Raw genomic sequence first — 20,255 nt, forward strand, 5'->3', positions numbered from 1 at the left:
AGCTAAAAAATCAAAAAATACATATAAATCATAAATTTGATAAAATTTTATTAGTGATTTTTTAGATTTTAAATCTGTTTTTTTACATCTAAAAAAACCTAAAAACAGCTTTGATTTTTCAAAAAGAACCAAAGCCACAAATGACGATTTTAATACCGAGACAGATCACATTCCTTCCGTTAAAACTCAGTTACCCTGCAAGCCAATCGTGGAATGGGTAAAGACTTCACATCTAACTTACCTAGATAAAAACAAATAAGTCTGTACCGATTAACCGCTAAAAAGTAACCTCTCATTAATTTCAGTATTAATGTAAATCGATAACTAATGCCATGCAGGAAATATCAATGATAAATATGATTCCAGAAATAGGGCACATATTGCTAATCATGAGTACTGTTTTTGCATTATTGTCGGCAACGAATCATTTAATTGGTAGCTATCGGAATAACGTTTACCTAATCCACTTTGGCAATAAATTATTTTACGCACTATTTATTACCTTATTTGCCGCACTGTGTAGCTTAATATTTAGCTTTATTAGCGATGATTTTTCAGTCGCCTATGTTGCCAACCATTCTAATAGTCAACTCGCTGTGGGCTATAAAATTGCGGCCGTGTGGGGCAGCCATGAAGGCTCAATGTTATTTTGGGTATTCGCCATTGCCCTGTGGGGCGCAGTGATCAATTGGCGCCAAGCAACGAATAAGGTTAATCTCGATAGTGCCAGTTTACAGGCTGATAAGGCTTACTTTGGTCGAGTCCTCGCAATTTTGGGCTTAGTGATCCTCGGCTTTAATTTGTTTTTACTCTTTACCTCCAATCCCTTTGCCCGCTTGCTACCAAATATTCCAGTCGAAGGGCGCGACCTTAACCCCATATTGCAGGACATAGGCTTAATACTGCATCCACCTATGCTGTTTTTGGGATATGTCGGGCTAACGGTTTGCTTTGCCGCAGCACTGGCATCGTTACTGGGAGGAAAGTTACCGACTCGCCACCTCGAATACATGCGCCCTTGGGTGCTATTGGCGTGGATTTTCCTCACAGGGGGCAATGCCTTTGGTTCTTGGTGGGCTTATAACGAACTGGGCTGGGGCGGTTGGTGGTTTTGGGATCCCGTTGAAAACGCATCATTTATTCCTTGGCTGGTTGCGACAGCGCTGGTGCATTCTTTAGTGCTCACCCGAAAAACACAGGGCTTTACTCTTACTACACTGTTTTTATGTTTATTAGCATTCTCCCTTAGTTTGTTAGGCAGCTTTTTGGTGCGTTCCGGTATCGTGCAATCGGTACATGCCTTTGCTGCTGACCCAACCAGAGGTATGTCAATCCTATGTTTATTAGTGCTTTTTGTTGGTGCTGCCCTATTTATTTTTGCGATAAAAGCCCCCGCACTGAGACGAGAAGTCACCCATGCGCTATTAAGCAAAGAGACCTTATTACTGCTTGGGGTGATCGTGCTGGTAGTCGCGGCTTTTTCCGTACTACTTGGCACCTTTTATCCCCTGATATATGAGCTGTTAAACCTAGGTACTTTATCGGTGGGCGCACCTTATTTTAATGCGATTTTTGTCCCATTGACCTTTATCGCTGTCGTCTTAATGGGCCTCGCCCCGCTACTCAATTGGGGGCAATCCACCCACAAACCACTCAAGGTATTGGCCGTCCCCACTGTAGCCATTGCCATTATTGCAACAGTGCTGGGTTATCAAACTAAAGGCGATGGCGCATTATTCCTCGTTCTTGGCAGTGCCAGCGCGTTATTTTTATTGTTATGCCTTGGTTTGAGTCTAAAGATGATACTCAAGCTACCACGCAGCGCTCCAGAACGCTTACCCACAGCACGACCAATCCAGCCGTCAGCATCAAAGCGCGCAAGGGTCGCCATGATGCTCGGACACTTCGGGGTTGTAGTGACGATTATCGGCGCAACATCGGTGTCTTTTTTCGAGCAGGAAGCCCTGCTACGAATGGGGCCAGGCCAAGGTAAACCGTTAGCGGATTATGTGCTGGTGTATGAGAGTACCGAGCAAGTTGAGAGCCAAAGTTTTACTGCTATTCAGGCCAATATCAGTGTACGCGATGCCAAGCAGGACGATCGAGTACTGGGCTATATCCAACCACAAAGACAAACCTTTAAAAGCAATGGTATGGAGATGTCCCACGCGGGCATCGACCACGGTTTTTGGCGCGATATTTACGTCTCAATGGGACTGCAACTGAGCGACACTGAGTACCTGATCCGCATTAGCTATAAACCATTAGCGACTTGGATTTGGCTAGGCGCCATGTTGATGATGCTCGCAGGAGCAATCGCAGCGTGGCCCGTCAGACAAGTTCGCCATGTTGAACACACAGAAGCACTGAGGGCAGCAGGTACCCCTCAGCTAGGGAGACTGTAACCCCATGAATCCATTATTTCGCTCCCCCTATTTGAGTTTATTGTTTTGGTTGTTGTCACTCATCCTCTGTTTTGGCGGGACAACCTTTCTCGCTACAGCACAGGAAAGCTCGGATATGGGCACATCCTATCAGCAACAGGCAATAGCGATCAGCAAAGTACTGCGCTGCCCGATGGCGACCAACCAAACCTTATTCGAGTCGCAGGCACCTATCGCCCATGAGCTCAAAGGGCAAATTTTTTCGCTGCTTGAACAAGGCTATAAACGGGATGAGATCCTCGATTTTATGGTGCAGCGCTACGGTGAAAAAATCCGTTATCAGCCGGAATTAAAACCCTCAACACTGGCGCTTTGGCTAGGCCCACTGGCGTTATTAATCATAGGGTTAGGCTTAGGTCTTACCCTGATAAAACGCAAGTCACCTTACGCTAACAACGCGACTCGCTCAGTTTGAATATAAGGATAACCCCATGAAATCATCCACAGCCAAGCTCACCCTCCTTTGCACTTCATTGCTGCTGAGCTGCGTCGTGCAGGCCCATTCTCTGCAAAACAAACTCTATGACACTGGCGAAGCAATTCCAAAACCACGAGTCATGACGGGCTTTATTGAGATGCAACATGCCCGCGGGATACCCGAAGTGCCTTTTATGGATGAAGCAGGGCAAGCACAAAGCCTCAAGCAACATCAAGGTAAGCTTACGCTAGTAAACCTCTGGGCAACTTGGTGCGTCCCTTGTTTAAGGGAAATCCCCGAGCTGCAAAAATTACAACAGCAATTTGCCGATAAAAAAATCGCTATTGTGCCAATTTCAATTGATGAAGAGATAAAAGAAGTACGCCCGTTTCTTAATCAGCATGGTTTTAATCAATACAGCACTTGGCTCGACCCCAACAAAAATATCGAGCAGATCATTCCTGCCAATGTGGTTCCTGCGACTTATTTATTTGATGCAAAAGGTAATCTTGTTGGATTTGTTCGTGGCTATTTAGATTGGTCTGACAAAGAGGTTGCCCCTTATTTGGATAAGCTGATCGCCAAATACGCGCAATAAGCCGTTAACCCAGCGGTCAATGACGAGGTCTTTAGTGACTTAGTCCGTGCCTGTTAATCAAATCTCCATTCGGTGTCCACCCTAATCTTTGCCGAAACCCGCTGCTCCCCGATTTGGCAGCGGGTATTTTTTACTTCAAGGCCAGCACACTTTGTATTCTGCGCCACCTTTCTTTAGAATTGCCGCAGTTATCCATAAATCGATTTCACCAATCTATTTGTAAAACCTATTGATAAAATCTAAGGCACTCCGATGAAACTCAGCTGTTTAACACAACCTATTTATGACCACTTGTATCGTGATATCAGTGAGTTTCGCAGTACCTTCGACCTCGCCGTCAACGATGCCAGCTCATTGGATGATAAGGCTGACACCTTACATACTTCGCTGATTATTGAAGAGTTAACTGAACTTGCCGAAGCCGATAGCCGTATCGAACAAGCCGATGCGATTGTCGATTCAGTGTATGTGTTGATGGGGCGTTTAGTGCACTTAGGCGCCGAGCACATGCATGACAAATTAGAAATCAGCTACCTTATCGACTTGCTGCTGTGTGTCGCCAAAAACCGTGAAATTGACTTTATCGCCTGCTGGGACGAAGTCCATTCGAGCAATATGAGCAAAGTGTGCCGCAACGAGCAAGAGCTAGCCGAAACCATTGCTTTTTATGCCGAGCAAGGCGTTGACATCGTCGGCAGTAAAAAGGGCGAATTTATCATAGCCAAATGTGCTAAAGATGTAGAAATGGCCGGTAAAGTCGTGCGCCAAGGCAAGGTATTAAAGTCGGTGTACTATCGCCCAGCGGATTTAACTCAGTTAGTAAAAGCCTAACGTGTAGTGAATCTTCTCTTGCACTGGCGGCCAATGCTTTTATCACTAGGAAAACTACATGAATCCAGCAAAAGTGGTGCGTGCCAAGGTCAAACAATTAACGGATTTACCGAATATTGGTAAAGCGAGCGCGGCGGATCTACGTCTGCTCGGCATAGAGACTCCGGCGCAATTGCTTGGGAGAAATCCCTATGAAATGTATCAAACCCTGTGTGACAAAACGGGGCAAATCCACGATCCCTGTATGCTCGATGTGTTTATTTCGATTACCCGCTTTATGGCGGGCGACGATCCTCAACCTTGGTGGTTTTATACCGAGGAGCGCAAACAAGCACTCACTCATCCTTAATTTGAATGACCGTGTTCCTGCGGTGATTCAAGGGATGCAGTTACAACCGAACTATCAGGGTCATCCCTTAACCATTCGCGCCAGATAGCGACTAACAGCGCCATCAACACGGGGCCGACAAATAGACCCACAAAGCCCATGGTTTTCACTCCACCAATCAAGCCGAAAAAAGTCGGTAAGAAAGGCAGCTTAATAGGCCCACCAACCAGATTAGGGCGCAGGGTTTTATCGACGATAAACAGCTCGATACTGCCCCAGAGGAATAAGCCGACCCCAGCGGTCATATCGCCAGTGCCGACTAAATACAGTGAGATCAGGGTAAACATGGTTGGCGCGCCGCCTGGCACTAAGGCCATAAACGCGGTCAACACCCCAAAGGCCACAGCCGAAGGCACACCCGCAATCCAGTAGGCAATCCCCAGCACTATGCCCTCGCCGATGGCGATAAGCGTCATACCGATAACGGTTGAACTTACCGTCGCGGGCACCACGCGGGAAAAGCGATACCAGCGAGCGGGTAGAATACGCTCGCCGACAATATCAATCTGCTTCGCCACCGACGCGCCATCTTTATATAAGAAAAACAAGGTGATCAGCATAAACAACAAGGTCAGCAGCAAGCCTAAAGTATTCCAGCCCAATTGCAGCACCCAACGGGAAATGCCTGTCAAATTTTGTCCGCTAATTGCACTGACTATCTTGCCCAGTTCATGGGGTTCACCGATAAACTGTTGCCATTGCTGGGTAAACCACGCACCAACCCAAGGTAAATCCTTAATCCAAAGGGGAACGGGCGCGCCATGCTGGTTAGCATACACCAACCATTCAGCCCATATCCTAATCTCTTGTAAAGCATAGGAAAAAACAAATATCAGCGGTGTAATTAGCCCGACAATAATCAAAACTAACGCGATAGTGGCAGACAGCGCCGAGCGACCACCGCATTTAACCAATAATTTTTGATACAGCGGCCAACTGGAGAAGCAGACGATCAGGGCGGCCAAGGCGGGAACTAAAAAATCGATAAAAAAGAAAACACCAGCACACAGCAATAAAATCAATAGGGTACGACCCACCGCAGCATTACTGATAATCTGTGCCATCCACATACTCCCACAATAGAATCCAACAACAAGGTGAAAAACTCGGCAGAGTGCCAAGCAACAACCAGCCTTTGGGTCTTCCCCATTCTGTTAGCCAGTTTATTGCGCAGTGCTTTCCATGGGCAACGACATTTAACAAAAGCGTGAGTAGTGTATCAGTGGTGCTTGCATCCCCAAAGGTATTCGAATGTCTCGAAGGCCGAATGGCTGAAAATCCTTATGGCGCGGCCTTGAGCCTTGGAAGTAAACAGTAGATGCAGGCTTTGCACCTGTAACTATTTATTGGATATTAAACCCAAAGCCTAAAGCCAATTGCCGTGTCAGTTCGGCTGCGGGAATGTTTTGGCAACCACTGGCATTTTGCCCGCACCACAGCGGACTAAAATCGCCACATCCTTGTCGCTCCGCCGCCGTCCTTAAGCCTGCAACCGCTGAGGATGCCAAGGGGAAATCCGGTACAGCCTCATTCATCGGCCCCATTTCAGCCATAAAGCGGTTTACTATGCCGCGCGCAGGTCGACCAGAAAATAAATTAGTCAGCGCTGTATGCTGCGCGGCATCGCTTTGCAGCGCCTCACGATGGATTGCACTGGTATTGCACTCAGGGCAGAGCAAATAGGCCGTCCCCACTTGCACGGCCGAAGCGCCCATCGTCATGGCTGCGCGCACTGTGGCTACATCGACAATGCCACCTGCGGCAATCACAGGAATATCCACCGCCGCAATCACCTGCGGTAATAGACTAAAAGTGCCGAGCTGCTCGGTTAAATCCTCGGATAAAAAGTGTCCCCTATGGCCTCCTGCTTCTAAACCTTGGGCAATAATCGCATCGGCACCGTGGGCCTCAAGCCAGAGTGCTTCCTCGACGGTTGTCGCCGTAGAGATAACTTTTGATCCCCAAGCTTTAATTTCCAGCAGCAATTCTTCATCGGGCAAACCAAAGTGAAAACTCACCACCTCGGGCTTAAATTTGGCTAACACCTCGGCCTGTGACTTGCTGTAGGGTGTACGCTGGGCGCCAGCAGGCTGCACACTTGAGTCGAGATTAAATTCCGCAAAATAGGGGGCTAACTGTTCGAGCCAAATCGCTTGCTTGGCCGCCTGTGGCAGAGGCTCGCTATGGCAAAAGAAGTTCACATTGATAGGTTTAGTGGTGTTGCTGCGGATTTCGGTTAACTCAGCTTCAAGCGCCTCGAGGGATAACATGGCGCAAGGTAATGAACCTAAACCCCCCGCCTCAGACACGGCGATAGCAAGCGTACTGCCTTGCACTCCAGCCATAGGCGCTTGAATAATCGGAAATTCAATCCCAAATAATCGTGTAAGTCGACACGGCATACTTCACCTCCTTTGAACTTAATCCTGCTGTCACTCACTCCGCAGCAGTTACTCACTCCGAGACCGCCAGCTTAAACAACGATGACCACCAAACTGAGTGGCATTTATCACAATCTACCAGAAAACTGCACGCAACTTGTAGTATTTGCCAAATATTGAAAAATCGGTAAATTGGGTTAGATCATAAAATGTCATGCGTTAAGGGATATTTAAGTCTAATTAAAAGTAAAAATAATATCGACATAATTTAAATTACATTTGTATCATAATGCAAAACGCTTATTGACCTTATTCAAATAAAACCCGTGATATCAGCCGCACTAAGCGATAAAAAAACTATTTAGGTTACATTAAATACTTTATGATTCGCCCCCATTTTTTGGAGGCCATATGTTAATAAAATCTAGTCTATTTTCGACGTTCAATATTAATCGAATAATTATCTGCTTACTCTTGATGTTTACCACATCCGTTGCCTATGCAAAAAAAGATGATAATGACGATGAAATCACCCTTGGCCGCACCATATTACTCGGCATTGGCGATCATCCAGCCACCATACCTTTGATCATTTGCCGACAGGCAAAATATATCAAAATCAAAGCAGAAAGAGATGTGAGTATCGATCGTGTTGTCGTCACCTATGGGGATGATAAAACCCGCACCTGGGGATGATAAAACCCGCACCATCAAATTTGATACCGATATCGAGAAAGATGAACACTCGGAATGGAAATCATTAGGCGCCCGCCGCTGTGTTAAAAAAATTGAAGTATATGGAAACTCAGATCGTAGTAAAGCTGGGATAAAAGTATTAGGACGTAAATAACTTAAGTCATCAACAATAAGTATTAATCAGCTAATAATATTCTTTGAGCTAGCCGATTTTTATTAATAGTCTGAATATGAGTCATAAATAAATGAATTTTCGCACAATATTAATGTTATTACTCGGCCTTAATGTAACAGCGTGTGTTACCTTTCCTACTGAGGAATCGGCACATGTCAAAATATTATGGGAAAACTCCGTAGCTATTGAAAACTGTACTTATAAAGGCACAGTGATTGGTTCGCAGGGGCATTTCTATGATTATTGGCTGCACAGTGATAGGGATATGGTGTGGGGTACACTCAACGAGATGCGCATCAAAGCTCAAGCCTTAGGTGCAGATACCGTCTACCTCTACCAGCCATTCAAGTTTTTAGGCTCAGTGACTATGATGGGTAATGCTTACCAATGCTCTGACATCCAAAGTTCAGCCAGTCAGTATCCGCAGATTGATGCGACGCAGGATACCACTTCGAGTCAGTGAGTCGCGGCTTGAGCTAAGTTTTGAGCGGCTATCAGGCGACACGCCTGATAGCACTCATACAAACGGAGAGGAAAACTTAAAACAGGTAATCGGCTCCGAGACCAATAAATAAGGCTAACCCTGCCCAGTTATTGTTGAGAAAGGCTTTAAAACAAGGGGCTCTTTCGCGGCCAAAAATCAACATCTGTTGGTAAGTGCTAAAACCAACAAAGGTCAGCAATCCTAGACCATAAAGCAGGCCACGGTCGGCACTCCAACCCGCGGCGATAAAACACAGCAGTGCAGCCAGTTGAAATAATCCAATGATTTGACGGTCATATTGGCCAAAAAGAATGGCGGTTGATTTGATACCGACTTTTAAATCATCATCCCTATCGACCATGGCGTACATGGTGTCGTAGGCCACAGTCCAAAACCAATTCGCCGCAAATAACCACCAGGCTTCGATGGGCACTTCACCGGTTTGCGCCGCATAGGCCATGGGGATAGACCAGCTCCATACCACACCCAAAAACATCTGCGGCATGTTTGTTACCCGCTTAGTAAAGGGGTAAATAATGGTGAGGATAATGCCTACAACGGATAATTTAACCACTAAGCCATTGAGCAGTAAGACTAAACCAAAAGCGGCTAAACCTAAGATCACAAACAGTAATAACGCTTCTTTGGTGCTGATTTCGCCGCTGGCGAGAGGGCGGGATTTGGTACGTTCAACGTGGGAGTCGAGATCGCGATCGGCATAGTCGTTAATAATGCAGCCACAGGCACGCATAATCACCACACCAATAATGAAGATAATGAGCACCTTAAGATCGGGCATACCACCTGCTGCTAGCACCAGCGCCATCAAACACGGCCAGAGTAATAACAAGGTGCCGATAGGACGGTCGAGTCGAGTCAGGCGGGAATAAACGTCCCACTTCTGCTTTAGATTCATTAACTAACTACTCCCAAACCTAATTTTTTATCTCGGTTGCTAGGGTAAACATCATATACCCTAGCCCCCTTTTAAGCGAATTTGCATAGGCTGAAACTGTCACAAAATCATGACATTCATGCCAATCAACGCGCCTCTAAGCGCGCGTAAGCCACCACCAGCCACTTACTGCCAAAATCACTAAAATTCACCTGTACCCGCGCCTGTGCGCCACTGCCTTCAAAGTTAGTCACTTTGCCGTCACCAAACTTTGGATGATGCACTCTTTGCCCAACGCTAAAGCCAGTATCGTTGGCGACCGCCGACTTTTGCGCACTGAAGCGATTATTCGCCATCGGTGTCGACACCTGCGCCTTTAAGCGAATTTCGTCCACATATTGCGGCGGAATTTCCTTAATAAAGCGTGATGGACGGGCGTAATCTTCACGGCCATAAATACGGCGAGACTCGGCATAGGTGATATAGAGTTTTTCCATCGCGCGGGTCATGCCCACGTAACAGAGGCGGCGTTCCTCATCGAGTCTGTCACCCTCTTCGAGCGCCATCTTACTCGGGAAGATCCCCTCCTCGACACCCGCCATAAACACCATAGTAAACTCCAGCCCCTTGGCCGAGTGCAGTGTCATCAGCTGTACTGCATCGGTAAAGGCGTCGGCCTGACCTTCGCCCGCCTCTAAGGCCGCATGGGATAAGAAGGCGTTAAGCTCGCCCATATCCTCAAGCTCCTCTGGCATTTCGAAGGTGCGCGCGGCGGTGACGAGTTCCTCTAAGTTTTCGATACGAGCGTGGGCCTTTTCGCCCTTTTCCGCTTCGTACATGGCTTTGAGGCCAGAGGCTTGGATCACTGTGTCCGTCATCCGGTACAGCGCCATATCCTGAGTTTCTTCCTGCAGGGTGACGATAAGATCCATAAAACCACTCACCGCTGAGGCTGCGCGGCCCGCAAGCACTTTTTCATCCAGCAGCCGTAAACAGGCCTGCCATAACGTAAGCTCTTGCTGACGCGCGGTCGAACGCAGAATATCTAAGGTGCGATCGCCAATGCCACGGGGCGGCGTATTAACCACTCGCTCGAAGGCGGCATCATCATTTTTATTGCTGATAAGCCGCATATAACCCATAGCGTCTTTAATCTCTTGGCGTTCGAAAAAGCGCAGGCCACCGTAAATCCGATAGGCTAAGCCTTTGTGTAATAAGGCTTCCTCTAGCACGCGCGACTGGGCGTTTGAGCGATATAAAATCGCGCAGTCACTTAAATTGCCGCCTTTTTCGTACCAATCATTGATCCGGCCGACAATAAAGCGCGCCTCATCCATTTCGTTAAAGGCGCAGTAGAGGGAAATCGGCTCACCATCGGCTTCGTCAGTCCACAGCTCTTTACCTAAACGCTCGGGGTTATTGGCAATAAGGGCGTTCGACGCCTTCAAAATATTGCCCTTGGAGCGATAATTTTGTTCGAGACGAATCGTGGTCGCCGTGGGGAAATCCTTCAGGAAGCGGTGTAGGTTTTCAACCTGAGCACCACGCCAACCGTAAATCGATTGGTCGTCATCACCGACGATCATCACATTGGCAGTTTGGCCGGCAAGCACGCGGATCCAGGCATATTGAATGGCGTTGGTATCTTGGAACTCGTCTACCAGAATATGCTTAAAACGCTCTTGATAATGTGCCAGCAAATGCGGCTTATTGAGCCAAAGCTCGTGGGCACGCAGCAGGATTTCGGCAAAGTCGACAAGGCCAGCGCGATCACAAGACTCTTGATAAACCTGATAAATCTTCAGCAGGTTTTGCTCAATCGGAAAACCACCCGCATCGATATGCTTAGGCCGCAATCCTTGGTCTTTCTTGCCATTGATATAACCCTGCGCCTGACGGGGAGGATATTGTTTTTCATCCAGATTCAAACTTTTAAGGATGCGTTTCAGCAAGCGCAGCTGATCGTCTGAATCAAGAATTTGGAAGCTCTGCGGTAATCCCGCATCTTGGAAGTGAGTGCGTAATAAACGATGCGCTAGCCCGTGGAAGGTGCCAATCCACATCCGCCCCATATTGGTGCCAGCGACTTTTTCAACCCGCTCACGCATCTCGGCCGCAGCTTTATTGGTAAACGTCACGGCTAAAATCGAGTAAGGACTCTGCTGTTCAACCTGCATTAACCACGCGATACGGTGGGTTAACACCCGCGTTTTACCACTGCCCGCCCCCGCAAGCACTAACATGCTAGATTGCGGTGCCGCGACAGCCTCGCGCTGTTTATCATTCAGGCCGTCTAGTAAAGAAGATACGTCCATTCTCGCCTCCAAAAAATCGAGGGGGCATTATAACAGAAGAAATCCCACCTGCGCGCCTGATCCACAAGACAAGAGGCATAAGCCAAGAAGCACGAGACAGTAGCCATAAGATGATCGGTATGGAACAGTCCATTCTTAAGCACTGTCATTGCCGCAATGCTTGTGAGCGGGAATCCAGCTTGTATTTGTTTTGGGTTGGAATTAAACAAAGACACAGCGGTATTAATTACTCATAGAAAGGGTGTTCATCATTCTGTTTCAACGATTAAGCACTGTCATTCCAGTGACACGCCGTGAATATGTCCCTATAGGCTCGACGACGGCATCTGATGTAAAAGGATTTACGAATGTCGCGATCACATGGATGTGAAAGAGCGACCATGTCACGGACGGTCACTTCCATGACAGCGCTTAATCCTATTAACCTTTGCATCTCTCTGTTAGCCAGCAAAGATAAAATGCGAAAAAGCAACTGCCCCCTATCTTTATTCCCGCTCTTACAACTAAATCATGGCGCATTACGATAACAAGACTGGGGCGGCAATCTCAAAAGACGCATTAATTGATATCTTAGATTTAAAAAATCATCGACACAGTTATTACAACCTGTTCGCTCTTTCTTTTTAGCGATTAGCTCTATTCATCAATTCAAGTTTTCTGATAACTAATCTATCAGTTAAAAAATTGTTATCATCATCTCAAAACATTAGCTCCACCTTTGCCTATCTGAATCAATCTGATACCGTGAAACGATTAAAATAAAGTCAATATGCGTGATAGAGCTCGACTACTAAAGATCAACTTAATTCGCTGAAACTGAGGATCAGAGTTGGTGCCATCACTCAGAGAGCTTTAAATTTTTGGTTTTCTCAAAGAGCATGATCAATTGTTTATTTATCTTGTCCATCAAGCGAAACATAAACTCTTATAAGAGCTTTACTCAAGCTAAGTGAATAATAATGCAGCATATTACGGTGTCCACACAGGTAAAGGTTGATAAAGCTATTCATGTTCAGAGAGAGCCTGTTCGGGACTAGAATTAAGGATATAACGCAATGGAGAGCGATAACCCCAAGAACGAGATGTTAATCCGACAAGTCAAAAGTGCTATCGCTGGTCATGATTTTAAGCGTGCTAGGAAGGTATTAGAGCAATACTTGTATGAAGAAACAGGAACACCTCGAATCTGGGAGTTTTACGGAAACATTTTAAAAAAGCTTGGCAAACTGGATAAAGCGAGAGACGCATTTTTACGCCGTGATGAATTACGGCGTGATAACTTCATTTTCGAACCAATTGTTGATGAATATATTCATATAGCTGACCTCGATTACCTTGATAACCAGCAACTTAACTATACACATGATCAATATTTTTACGGTATGGAAGAGCAAGCAGTACCGATTTTTTCAAGTGAAAGTTCTGACCTAGTTACTGAACAGCCCCATACATCGTCAATTTACGTTAATAACGGATCAATCCAGCAGGAAACAAACACTTCGGACGCATTATCACCACACTGTGGTGAACAGCCTGTTGAAGATGATATTCAGAATGAAATTTCTACAGTAACGTTCGAAGTAAATGACGAAGTGACTTTTGATGATTGCGCCGAAATCGACGCTGGTAGTGCGGAAAATGATGTAGTCACTATCGACATGTGCAGCGACGCAGATCGATATTCGGATATTTATGATGTTACTACAGATCCTGCCGCAGAATTGTTATTAGATGAGATTATTGGGCTAAATGACACCTATTTTATTGACCCTGATGATTTAATCGAAAGCGAAGCTGAATCAGCTGACTTTTACGCTGAAGACCATATAACGATAGAACAACGCGCCGTTCAGCTAGCCGCGGCGTTTATTGCTCGTCATAACTGGCCCCATTCAACACTGGATTTACTCACTGATATCTTCTCGGTGAAATCTTATGGTGCGGTTGTGAAGTTTCTTAACTTCTATGCTGATGCAGGGATGCAACCTGAGGTATTAAGATCTGCAAAATTTTTGCGAGATGCTTGGCAGCAGCTTCCCAAATATTGGATTAGTTTTTATCGTAATGGGGAAAGTGACGCCAGTTACAGCAATTTCAGTTGGGCGCAAAGTTTGCGCTTTGTGACAATTGTTTCGCAATGTCAAAACGGTTTATCTGATGATGATGTGTTTTTAGAGAGTCTAGATAGCATTTATGACCGTTGGTTCAATAGTCAATCACTGAGGCGTTCTTACCGCGCATTTGCAAAATATCTTAATGCCACGCTCGATCAGTTAGAAAAAGATGATGTTTTATATGAGTATGATGCAGGTTTTGGCTCAATGTGTACTGCGCGTGAGTTAGATTTTTCTGACATTGGTGATATTGATTTTAATGACCAAGAATTGATCCGAGAATTGGCATTATACGGCTATTCAATTGAACGTTGTGAATTCAGAAATATGCGTTTTTGCCAAGATGTTATTTATGATGATGAATATTATCAACTAAATCGAAATTAGACTGATGATATAACTGACAGGGAACACAGAGTATGAACAGTTGCGCTCCATCTCCAGGGTGTTGGGTTAGTCAAAAATTACCTAATGGCACTATTCGAACTGGCATTGTAGAAAGGCAGACCGTTGATGGTGAGCTTATTACATTAAAGGTACTGTGGTTGCCAGAACATGAAAGATCGTTTGTTCGACCAGCGGATGTTAACTCGGGTTTTAGACTGGGTACAGACGTGATGTTGGCAATTGATGACCTTTATTCGTTTGGTGAAGGGGTTATTATTCAAAGTCGAAGTGCTAATGGTACTACACAGCATTTGGTTGAGTTTCCTGAAAGCAACGAGAGACGCTGGCTTCCCTATTTTGCCTTGAAACAAATCAAAGGGGTAAAACATGCATATATTGTTGGTTCTCAATCAGAAGGAAATGTGGCAGAACGTTTGCGGTTAAAAGCTTTGGCCCATGCGTTGCGCAATTGGAATGAAAACACTGGCGCGCTTTCTAGCTTAGAGATTGACCCATTACCACATCAAATTCATTTAGTGCATCGAATTTTAAATTCTGGGAGTCTAGATTGGCTAATTGCTGATGATGTTGGTTTAGGGAAAACGATTGAAACAGGCATGTTACTGTATGCATTACAGCAACGAGGGCAAGCCAAAAGAATTTTACTTATTACTCCTGCAGGTCTTACCCGCCAGTGGCAAGAGGAAATGCACGAAAAATTCGGATTGGGGGATTTTCAAATATATGGTCATCATTTTCATATTCATGAGCCTCGTGAATGGAAGATGCACGACCATGTAATTGCATCCATTGATAAGTTGAAACAAGAGTCACATCTAGAACTACTCCTACAAGCGGACGCTTGGGATCTAGTGGTGTTTGATGAGGCGCATCGGCTTTCTCGTCGGCAATATGGTCTGCACTATGACACTTCTGAGCGTTTTAATTTGGCGCTTAGTTTGAGGAGATCAAAAAAGGCTCGTTCGATACTGTTACTAACGGCAACACCTCACCAAGGTATGCAGGATAAGTTCATTTCTTTACTCGAATTGCTAAGACCAGATAGAAAGAATGATTTTGCTTTGCTTTCATTAAAACCGGTCTTGCTTCAGGACATAGTAATACGGAACTACAAGGCTGATGTTACTGATTCTGAAGGAAACTTCGTATTCCATGGCAAATCGACCATTGCTTTAGAAGTGCCAGTCAATCAGCAATCTATTGATTTTGATCAGGCTCTACAAAATTACTTACGTAAAGGCTATCAAGCGGGAAAAAATAAGGGCTATTCGGGAAATGCAATTGGCTTTGTAATGACGGTGTATAGAAAGCTGGCAGCGTCAAGTGTTGCAGCTATTCGAAGGGCACTATATCGCCGACTTAGCCGGTTAGAAAACGATGTTTTAGATGAAATAATTCAGTCTAATTTTATCGAAGATGAACGTTTTCAAGGAGAATTAGAAGAGTTTACGGTTAGTTCTGACCAAGATAGTCGTGAAGAGTTTTTTGACGGTGAGATTGAGCTTCTAAAATTACTGATCACTCGAGTTGAACAGTTAATAAATCATGATGACAAACTATCGCGCTTTATGGATACGTTGTTAAAGCAGCTCCTCAAAGATAATCCGAATGAAAAAATTCTAATTTTCTCAGAATACAGAGCAACCCAAGAATACATCAAAGAAGCTATCACGGGTCAGTTTGGTGAGGATAAAGTTGTGCTATTGCACGGTGGTATGTCTCATGATGAAAGACGAGACGTCATCTGGCAGTTTGATAATGAAGCGCAATTCTTAATTTCAACTGAGGCGGGTGGCGAAGGTATTAACCTGCAGCAACATTGTCACATCATGGTCAACTATGATTTGCCATGGAACCCAATGCGACTTGTTCAACGGATAGGCCGTTTGTATCGATATGGTCAGCAGAAGAAAGTCGTTGTGCTTAACGTGAACTCACCGGGAACTGTTGATGAACAAATTATCGCTTTGATGTATCAGCGTATTGAACAGGTTGTTAGTGACATGGCAGCAGTGCAAGGCGATGAATTTAATGAGGCGTTAAAAGACGACATTCTCGGTGAAGTCTCTAATCTTTTGGACCTAGAAGAAATTCTTGAGCAAGCTTCTTCTGGAGGAATTGAACGCACAGAGGAAAGGATTAAAGAAGCACTTGAACGTGCAAAAAATGCGACAAATTTACAGCGTGATTTATTTAAATACGTTTCGCGCTATAACCCTGAAGATTTAGCAAACGAATTAATAATAACGACAGCCCATCAACTGGCCTTTATTGAAGGGATGTGTAAGCAGTTAAATATCGAAATTATTAAACGGATACATGATGATAAGGTACTTCAGTTGAGGTTGCCAGATAACGTCATGAATGAGTTAGGGACTCGGTCCAGCGCACTCGATATTACTATATATCGCGTTATGGCAAGAAGTCGCAAGAATACGGTAATGATGGATATGAATGCGTCATTAATGCAACTATTCGTTCGAACAGCATGTAGTTTTAGCTTCGGAGGTAAGACTGCATCCGTTTGTGCTCGCAATTTAAGTGGCGAATCATTTATTACCGCAAATTTGAGATGGCAAGATGTTTATGGAAGACGCATGAAGCAAGATTTTGCAGCCTTCTTTATTCAGGGAGCGCGAGTTTATCAGAATCCTAAAATTCTAGGCGACTGGTTTTTAGAAGAAGCTGAGACTAGTAGCGTTATTCCTACCAGAGACGTAAATGAACAGTGGTTTCAATTGGTCGAGCAAGCAGCACAGAAAGTACTTAACGCCTCATCTGAAATCAATGTGATACCAGATCATGTGGATTGGGTGTGCGGTGCATGGTTAGATAATTAATAGATAAAAATGGACAACCTCAAATGAAAATCGGTAAATGTCGAGCTTATGAGAGTTTATTGAGGGGTGAAACAAGGTATCCACAGCTCTTCAATGCTTTAAGTGACCAACAGACAACTCAAAAATCAAAGGAATACGCCATCCCCTCGGAGTTGCCGCAGGGCGAATAGACAAATAGCGAGAGTCTCGACATGGCCGTTCTCGTGCATCTGATCCATAGGGAAATGGGAAATGTCAGAATGATGTATGGAACATCATTGACCATGCACTTCACGACATTCAGGCATCCTGCCTATCAGATGCCGAGATAGCGTCAGTCGAATCAGGGACTGAGTGTCTGACGCGATAGCAAGAACGCTTAATGCCAAAGGGGCTTTCAACTCCGTTATAGGCGTCTTGGCTAATGTGAAAACAATAGGCAAGGAGGATAGGACGAGCAGCCATCTTGGTCGACTCTTGATTAAAAATCAGGGGGTGAAGCCCCACGACTTTGACTTTAATTTTATAAATTTAACAATCGGTAACTCGTTAATTTTGAATTAAATAAAGAGTAACATGCATGAAACAGATCGAATTATCACTTTTTATGCGCATAAAAGTGTAAAATTCCGCACTTTTATGCGCATAAAAGTGCGGAATGAGTTATAGTATAGGCCGTTAACAATCTTAATTGACGGGAAATGACAATGCAGCGCAACCTACTCAACGCCTTAATCGCATGGAAAAATCAACCTGTGCGCAAGCCATTATTGATCGATGGCGCAAGACAAACGGGTAAAACCTATCTGCTGCAAGAGTTGTTTGGTAACACCTTTGCCAACATCCTGCGTATCGACTTTCTTGAAAATCCCGCCTACAAACAAGCATTCGATGGCTCACTGTCACCAGACGAGCTAATAATTAACATTGAGCTGTTGACCAATCAGGCGTTCAACCCAGAAACCGATCTGCTGATATTAGATGAAATTGGCGAATGTGAGCGTGCCGTTACCTCACTAAAGTATTTTGCTGAAAAAGCACCGTCCTATTTTGTCGCAGCAAGCGGCTCGAATATTGGTTTGCTCAACACCTTCCCTGTAGGTAAGGTAGAACAATACAATTTACGACCTCTGACCTTCCAAGAATTTATTTACGCATCCAACGAGCAAGCACTGATCAAAGCGTTTGAAGCCCAAGCAAGCACACCGGCGGTGCACACTAAATTGATGGATAAACTTACAGATTACTTTTTTACCGGTGGTATGCCAGAAGCCGTTTCCGCTTGGTATAGGTTGAAAGATGCGAGCATTTTAGAGCGGGTTGAAAAAGTCACAAAAATTCATGCCGATTTAGTTGAAGGTTATCGCCGCGATTTTGGCAAGTACGCGGGCAGGGTTGATGCCACACTGATTGAATCTGTGTTTAACAGTATTCCAGCGCAGCTATCACTTGTCAGCGATGAGTCCGTTAAACGCTTTAAATTTAAACATGTGCATGAGCGTAAATCTCGTTATAGCGATTTTGAGACCGCGATCCATTGGCTTCACTGCTGCCGCTTAGCCTTGCCAAACTACCCTATTGAAGGGCTGCCGAAATCGCCGCTGGCGGCCTATAAAAAAGAAAATATGGTTAAATTGTTTCTATTTGATGTGGGGCTGCTCAATCATATGCTGGGCAGCAGTTATAAAGAGATTAAGCAACAAAATTACGAATACAAAGGCTATGTGGCTGAAAACTTTGTACAACAAGAGCTCACTGCTATTGGCGTTGACCCAAGCTATTCATGGAATGACGCTCGCGCCGAAATCGAGTTTATTTTGGCAACCGATGAAGGCGATATCATCCCTGTTGAAGTCAAAAGTGGCAAACGTACCAGAGCTAAATCGTTGGCATCCTACGTTGAAAAATGTGCTCCAAGTAAAACCTTTAAGTTAACTGGCACACAAGGCTCATCGGCGTTAGAACAAACCAATATTGTAATGCCTTTGTATTTCACCCAGTATTTACCACAGAGATGGTAAAGAGCCTTGCTTAGCATCCCGAGGTCTACACAAAGTGACTTTATGAGTAACAATCTGTAGACCTAAGGAGCATACAAGCTTTCAGCCAATCAAAACTGAACGATATTTTTTGCTAACAACGCTTGGCCTGTCTGTAACCCCATTATTTAAAGCAAATCACTTAACCGGTTTAACAGCGCTTTACGACCATTATTAGTCACAACAAAGCGCTTAAAACGTTGCTCAAACGCCACGTTATCCGCTTTAAACTGATATGCCTCAAACAGCTGATGCAAATAGCGTGCTGCCTCATCATAGCCACTGGCGCAGGTGCGATTCGCTTGCTCTTGTGCTTGCTGCCAGCTGTGCTCACGCTGATTGTAGATATCCGTCAACATCTTCTCTTTTTCCGCTTTTTCGATGGCTAATTTTTTTGCGAGCGCCTCAGCTTGCTCTTGCTGTAATTGGCTTTGCGCTTGCTCTATGAAAGGGGAAATCAGGTCGGGGGTTAACCAGTATTGATAGATTTCGTCGGTGTTGGCCGATTCTTTTCGCGTCAGTGCTAAGGCTTGGTGACGGGTTAGCTGGCCTTGCTCAAACAGCGTGCGTAATAGCGTGTCTTTCTCCGCATCCGTGAGATTATGCAGCCACGCATCAAACTGAAATTGGGCTTGTTTGGCTTGGTGACTTGGTTGTTCGTTCAGCACCATCGCAAGTGCCTTAACCCATGCTAACGGAATATCATACAGCGCCGCAAACGTCTGCACCTCTTCACTGAGATGCTCAAAATCGTATTGAATTAACGGTATTTCTTCAGGTTCTTCATTACAATCAAACGCTTTGAGCCACATAAAGTACACAAGACACCAATTCCCGTGGATTAACTCGCTACGTAACCCAGCTAAATGCTGGAAAAAGTCGTCAGCCTGTTCATCGTCAAAATACTCGCCATACTCTTCGATGGAAAAAATCAGCAGTTGCCACTCATCGCTTTGATGTACATGAAGCCCATCGCTTGAAAAGGCAAGCAACGCTTCAGGGATCGTTCCGGCAGGTAACTTGATGTATACATCGATTGAGCCCCAATCGGCATAGTAAAACCCGATATCGAAGTATTTTAACATCAGCGTAGAAGGTTCCGCCTTTAAGTCACTGTAGGTGTAATACACCTGAAAGGACGTAGCAGTGATGTCCGCACGGCTTGAAATGGTTCTGAGTGCTTGGCGCGCCTTAGCATCTAAGTAACCATCCAGACGCTCGAATTTATAGTATTGATATTCGCTCACGAT

The 20,255-nt window shown here is 45.0% G+C and carries 15 protein-coding genes; 10 read left to right on the forward strand and 5 right to left on the reverse strand.

All coding sequences use genetic code 11. From position 1 onward, the window contains the following. Positions 1-347 precede the first annotated feature (347 nt). From SHEWPOL2_RS07090 to SHEWPOL2_RS07110, 5 genes are all read left to right on the forward strand, one after another. Positions 348-2,405 carry a heme lyase CcmF/NrfE family subunit gene (locus SHEWPOL2_RS07090; RefSeq protein ID WP_037427343.1) on the forward strand — a complete coding sequence of 686 codons (2,058 nt, stop codon included), beginning with the start codon at positions 348-350 and terminating at the stop codon, positions 2,403-2,405. 4 nt (positions 2,406-2,409) lie between these two features. After that, positions 2,410-2,859, forward strand: a complete 450-nt coding sequence (locus tag SHEWPOL2_RS07095; RefSeq protein WP_037427345.1) for a cytochrome c-type biogenesis protein — start codon at positions 2,410-2,412, stop codon at positions 2,857-2,859. Between the two features lie 16 nt (positions 2,860-2,875). Continuing rightward, positions 2,876-3,460, forward strand: coding sequence for a TlpA disulfide reductase family protein (locus SHEWPOL2_RS07100; protein ID WP_037413878.1), 585 nt, complete (start codon positions 2,876-2,878; stop codon positions 3,458-3,460). A gap of 252 nt (positions 3,461-3,712) precedes the next feature. Further along, entirely contained in the window at positions 3,713-4,291 is a 579-nt protein-coding gene (locus SHEWPOL2_RS07105; protein ID WP_037413877.1) for a nucleoside triphosphate pyrophosphohydrolase family protein, read from the forward strand. A 58-nt stretch (positions 4,292-4,349) separates the two neighbouring features. Then, on the forward strand, positions 4,350-4,640 hold the full coding sequence (locus SHEWPOL2_RS07110) for a helix-hairpin-helix domain-containing protein (protein WP_037427347.1): 291 nt from the start codon (positions 4,350-4,352) through the stop codon (positions 4,638-4,640). Here the strand turns inward: SHEWPOL2_RS07110 and SHEWPOL2_RS07115 are convergent. Together SHEWPOL2_RS07115 and SHEWPOL2_RS07120 are read right to left on the reverse strand one after the other, a co-directional pair. Next, positions 4,637-5,743, reverse strand: coding sequence for an AI-2E family transporter (locus SHEWPOL2_RS07115; protein ID WP_037413874.1), 1,107 nt, complete (start codon positions 5,741-5,743; stop codon positions 4,637-4,639). The two genes, SHEWPOL2_RS07110 and SHEWPOL2_RS07115, sit on opposite strands and share 4 nt — an antisense overlap. Before the next feature lie 279 nt (positions 5,744-6,022). Beyond that, positions 6,023-7,081: a nitronate monooxygenase gene (locus tag SHEWPOL2_RS07120; protein WP_037427349.1), complete on the reverse strand. Its 1,059-nt coding sequence runs from the start codon at positions 7,079-7,081 to the stop codon at positions 6,023-6,025. Positions 7,082-7,471: 390 nt separating this feature from the next. Here SHEWPOL2_RS07120 and SHEWPOL2_RS23170 point away from each other — a divergent pair, with 390 nt between their 5' ends. Beyond that, positions 7,472-7,756 carry a hypothetical protein gene (locus tag SHEWPOL2_RS23170; protein WP_239642746.1) on the forward strand — a complete coding sequence of 95 codons (285 nt, stop codon included), beginning with the start codon at positions 7,472-7,474 and terminating at the stop codon, positions 7,754-7,756. Between the two features lie 245 nt (positions 7,757-8,001). Next, on the forward strand, positions 8,002-8,394 hold the full coding sequence (locus SHEWPOL2_RS07130; protein WP_037413868.1) for a DUF4156 domain-containing protein: 393 nt from the start codon (positions 8,002-8,004) through the stop codon (positions 8,392-8,394). Positions 8,395-8,470: 76 nt separating this feature from the next. Here SHEWPOL2_RS07130 and ubiA read toward each other — a convergent pair whose 3' ends face one another. Both ubiA and uvrD read right to left on the reverse strand, forming a co-directional pair. Further along, the gene (gene ubiA / locus SHEWPOL2_RS07135; RefSeq protein WP_037413866.1) at positions 8,471-9,331 is read right to left on the reverse strand and encodes a 4-hydroxybenzoate octaprenyltransferase; all 861 of its coding nucleotides are present in this window, start codon (positions 9,329-9,331) and stop codon (positions 8,471-8,473) included. 125 nt (positions 9,332-9,456) lie between these two features. Further along, positions 9,457-11,625 (reverse strand): DNA helicase II, encoded by a 2,169-nt coding sequence (uvrD, locus tag SHEWPOL2_RS07140; protein WP_037427350.1) that lies wholly within the window; start codon positions 11,623-11,625, stop codon positions 9,457-9,459. A 1,055-nt stretch (positions 11,626-12,680) separates the two neighbouring features. On the opposite strand from uvrD, the gene SHEWPOL2_RS07145 reads away from it, so the two are divergent. The 3 genes from SHEWPOL2_RS07145 (at position 12,681) to SHEWPOL2_RS07160 (ending at position 18,987) form a co-directional block, all read left to right on the forward strand. Continuing rightward, complete coding sequence (locus SHEWPOL2_RS07145) at positions 12,681-14,126, forward strand: hypothetical protein (RefSeq protein ID WP_037427351.1); 1,446 nt, start codon at positions 12,681-12,683, stop codon at positions 14,124-14,126. 32 nt (positions 14,127-14,158) lie between these two features. Then, entirely contained in the window at positions 14,159-16,987 is a 2,829-nt protein-coding gene (locus tag SHEWPOL2_RS07150) for a helicase-related protein (protein ID WP_037427353.1), read from the forward strand. 686 nt (positions 16,988-17,673) lie between these two features. After that, positions 17,674-18,987: an AAA family ATPase gene (locus SHEWPOL2_RS07160; protein WP_037427357.1), complete on the forward strand. Its 1,314-nt coding sequence runs from the start codon at positions 17,674-17,676 to the stop codon at positions 18,985-18,987. 146 nt (positions 18,988-19,133) lie between these two features. Here SHEWPOL2_RS07160 and SHEWPOL2_RS07165 read toward each other — a convergent pair whose 3' ends face one another. Beyond that, positions 19,134-20,252, reverse strand: coding sequence for a hypothetical protein (locus SHEWPOL2_RS07165; protein WP_037413538.1), 1,119 nt, complete (start codon positions 20,250-20,252; stop codon positions 19,134-19,136). Between the last annotated feature and the right edge of the window lie 3 nt (positions 20,253-20,255).

It is taken from the genome of Shewanella sp. POL2, assembly GCF_000282755.1.
Taxonomy (GTDB): Bacteria; Pseudomonadota; Gammaproteobacteria; order Enterobacterales; family Shewanellaceae; genus Shewanella; species Shewanella xiamenensis.

Coding starts and splice junctions, on each gene's coding strand:
- SHEWPOL2_RS07090 (WP_037427343.1), top strand. CDS start 348: ATGATAAATATGATTCCAGAAATAGGGCACATATTGCTAATCATGAGT.
- SHEWPOL2_RS07095 (WP_037427345.1), top strand. CDS start 2,410: ATGAATCCATTATTTCGCTCCCCCTATTTGAGTTTATTGTTTTGGTTG.
- SHEWPOL2_RS07100 (WP_037413878.1), top strand. CDS start 2,876: ATGAAATCATCCACAGCCAAGCTCACCCTCCTTTGCACTTCATTGCTG.
- SHEWPOL2_RS07105 (WP_037413877.1), top strand. CDS start 3,713: ATGAAACTCAGCTGTTTAACACAACCTATTTATGACCACTTGTATCGT.
- SHEWPOL2_RS07110 (WP_037427347.1), top strand. CDS start 4,350: ATGAATCCAGCAAAAGTGGTGCGTGCCAAGGTCAAACAATTAACGGAT.
- SHEWPOL2_RS07115 (WP_037413874.1), bottom strand. CDS start 5,743: ATGGCACAGATTATCAGTAATGCTGCGGTGGGTCGTACCCTATTGATT.
- SHEWPOL2_RS07120 (WP_037427349.1), bottom strand. CDS start 7,081: ATGCCGTGTCGACTTACACGATTATTTGGGATTGAATTTCCGATTATT.
- SHEWPOL2_RS23170 (WP_239642746.1), top strand. CDS start 7,472: ATGTTAATAAAATCTAGTCTATTTTCGACGTTCAATATTAATCGAATA.
- SHEWPOL2_RS07130 (WP_037413868.1), top strand. CDS start 8,002: ATGAATTTTCGCACAATATTAATGTTATTACTCGGCCTTAATGTAACA.
- ubiA (WP_037413866.1), bottom strand. CDS start 9,331: ATGAATCTAAAGCAGAAGTGGGACGTTTATTCCCGCCTGACTCGACTC.
- uvrD (WP_037427350.1), bottom strand. CDS start 11,625: ATGGACGTATCTTCTTTACTAGACGGCCTGAATGATAAACAGCGCGAG.
- SHEWPOL2_RS07145 (WP_037427351.1), top strand. CDS start 12,681: ATGGAGAGCGATAACCCCAAGAACGAGATGTTAATCCGACAAGTCAAA.
- SHEWPOL2_RS07150 (WP_037427353.1), top strand. CDS start 14,159: ATGAACAGTTGCGCTCCATCTCCAGGGTGTTGGGTTAGTCAAAAATTA.
- SHEWPOL2_RS07160 (WP_037427357.1), top strand. CDS start 17,674: ATGCAGCGCAACCTACTCAACGCCTTAATCGCATGGAAAAATCAACCT.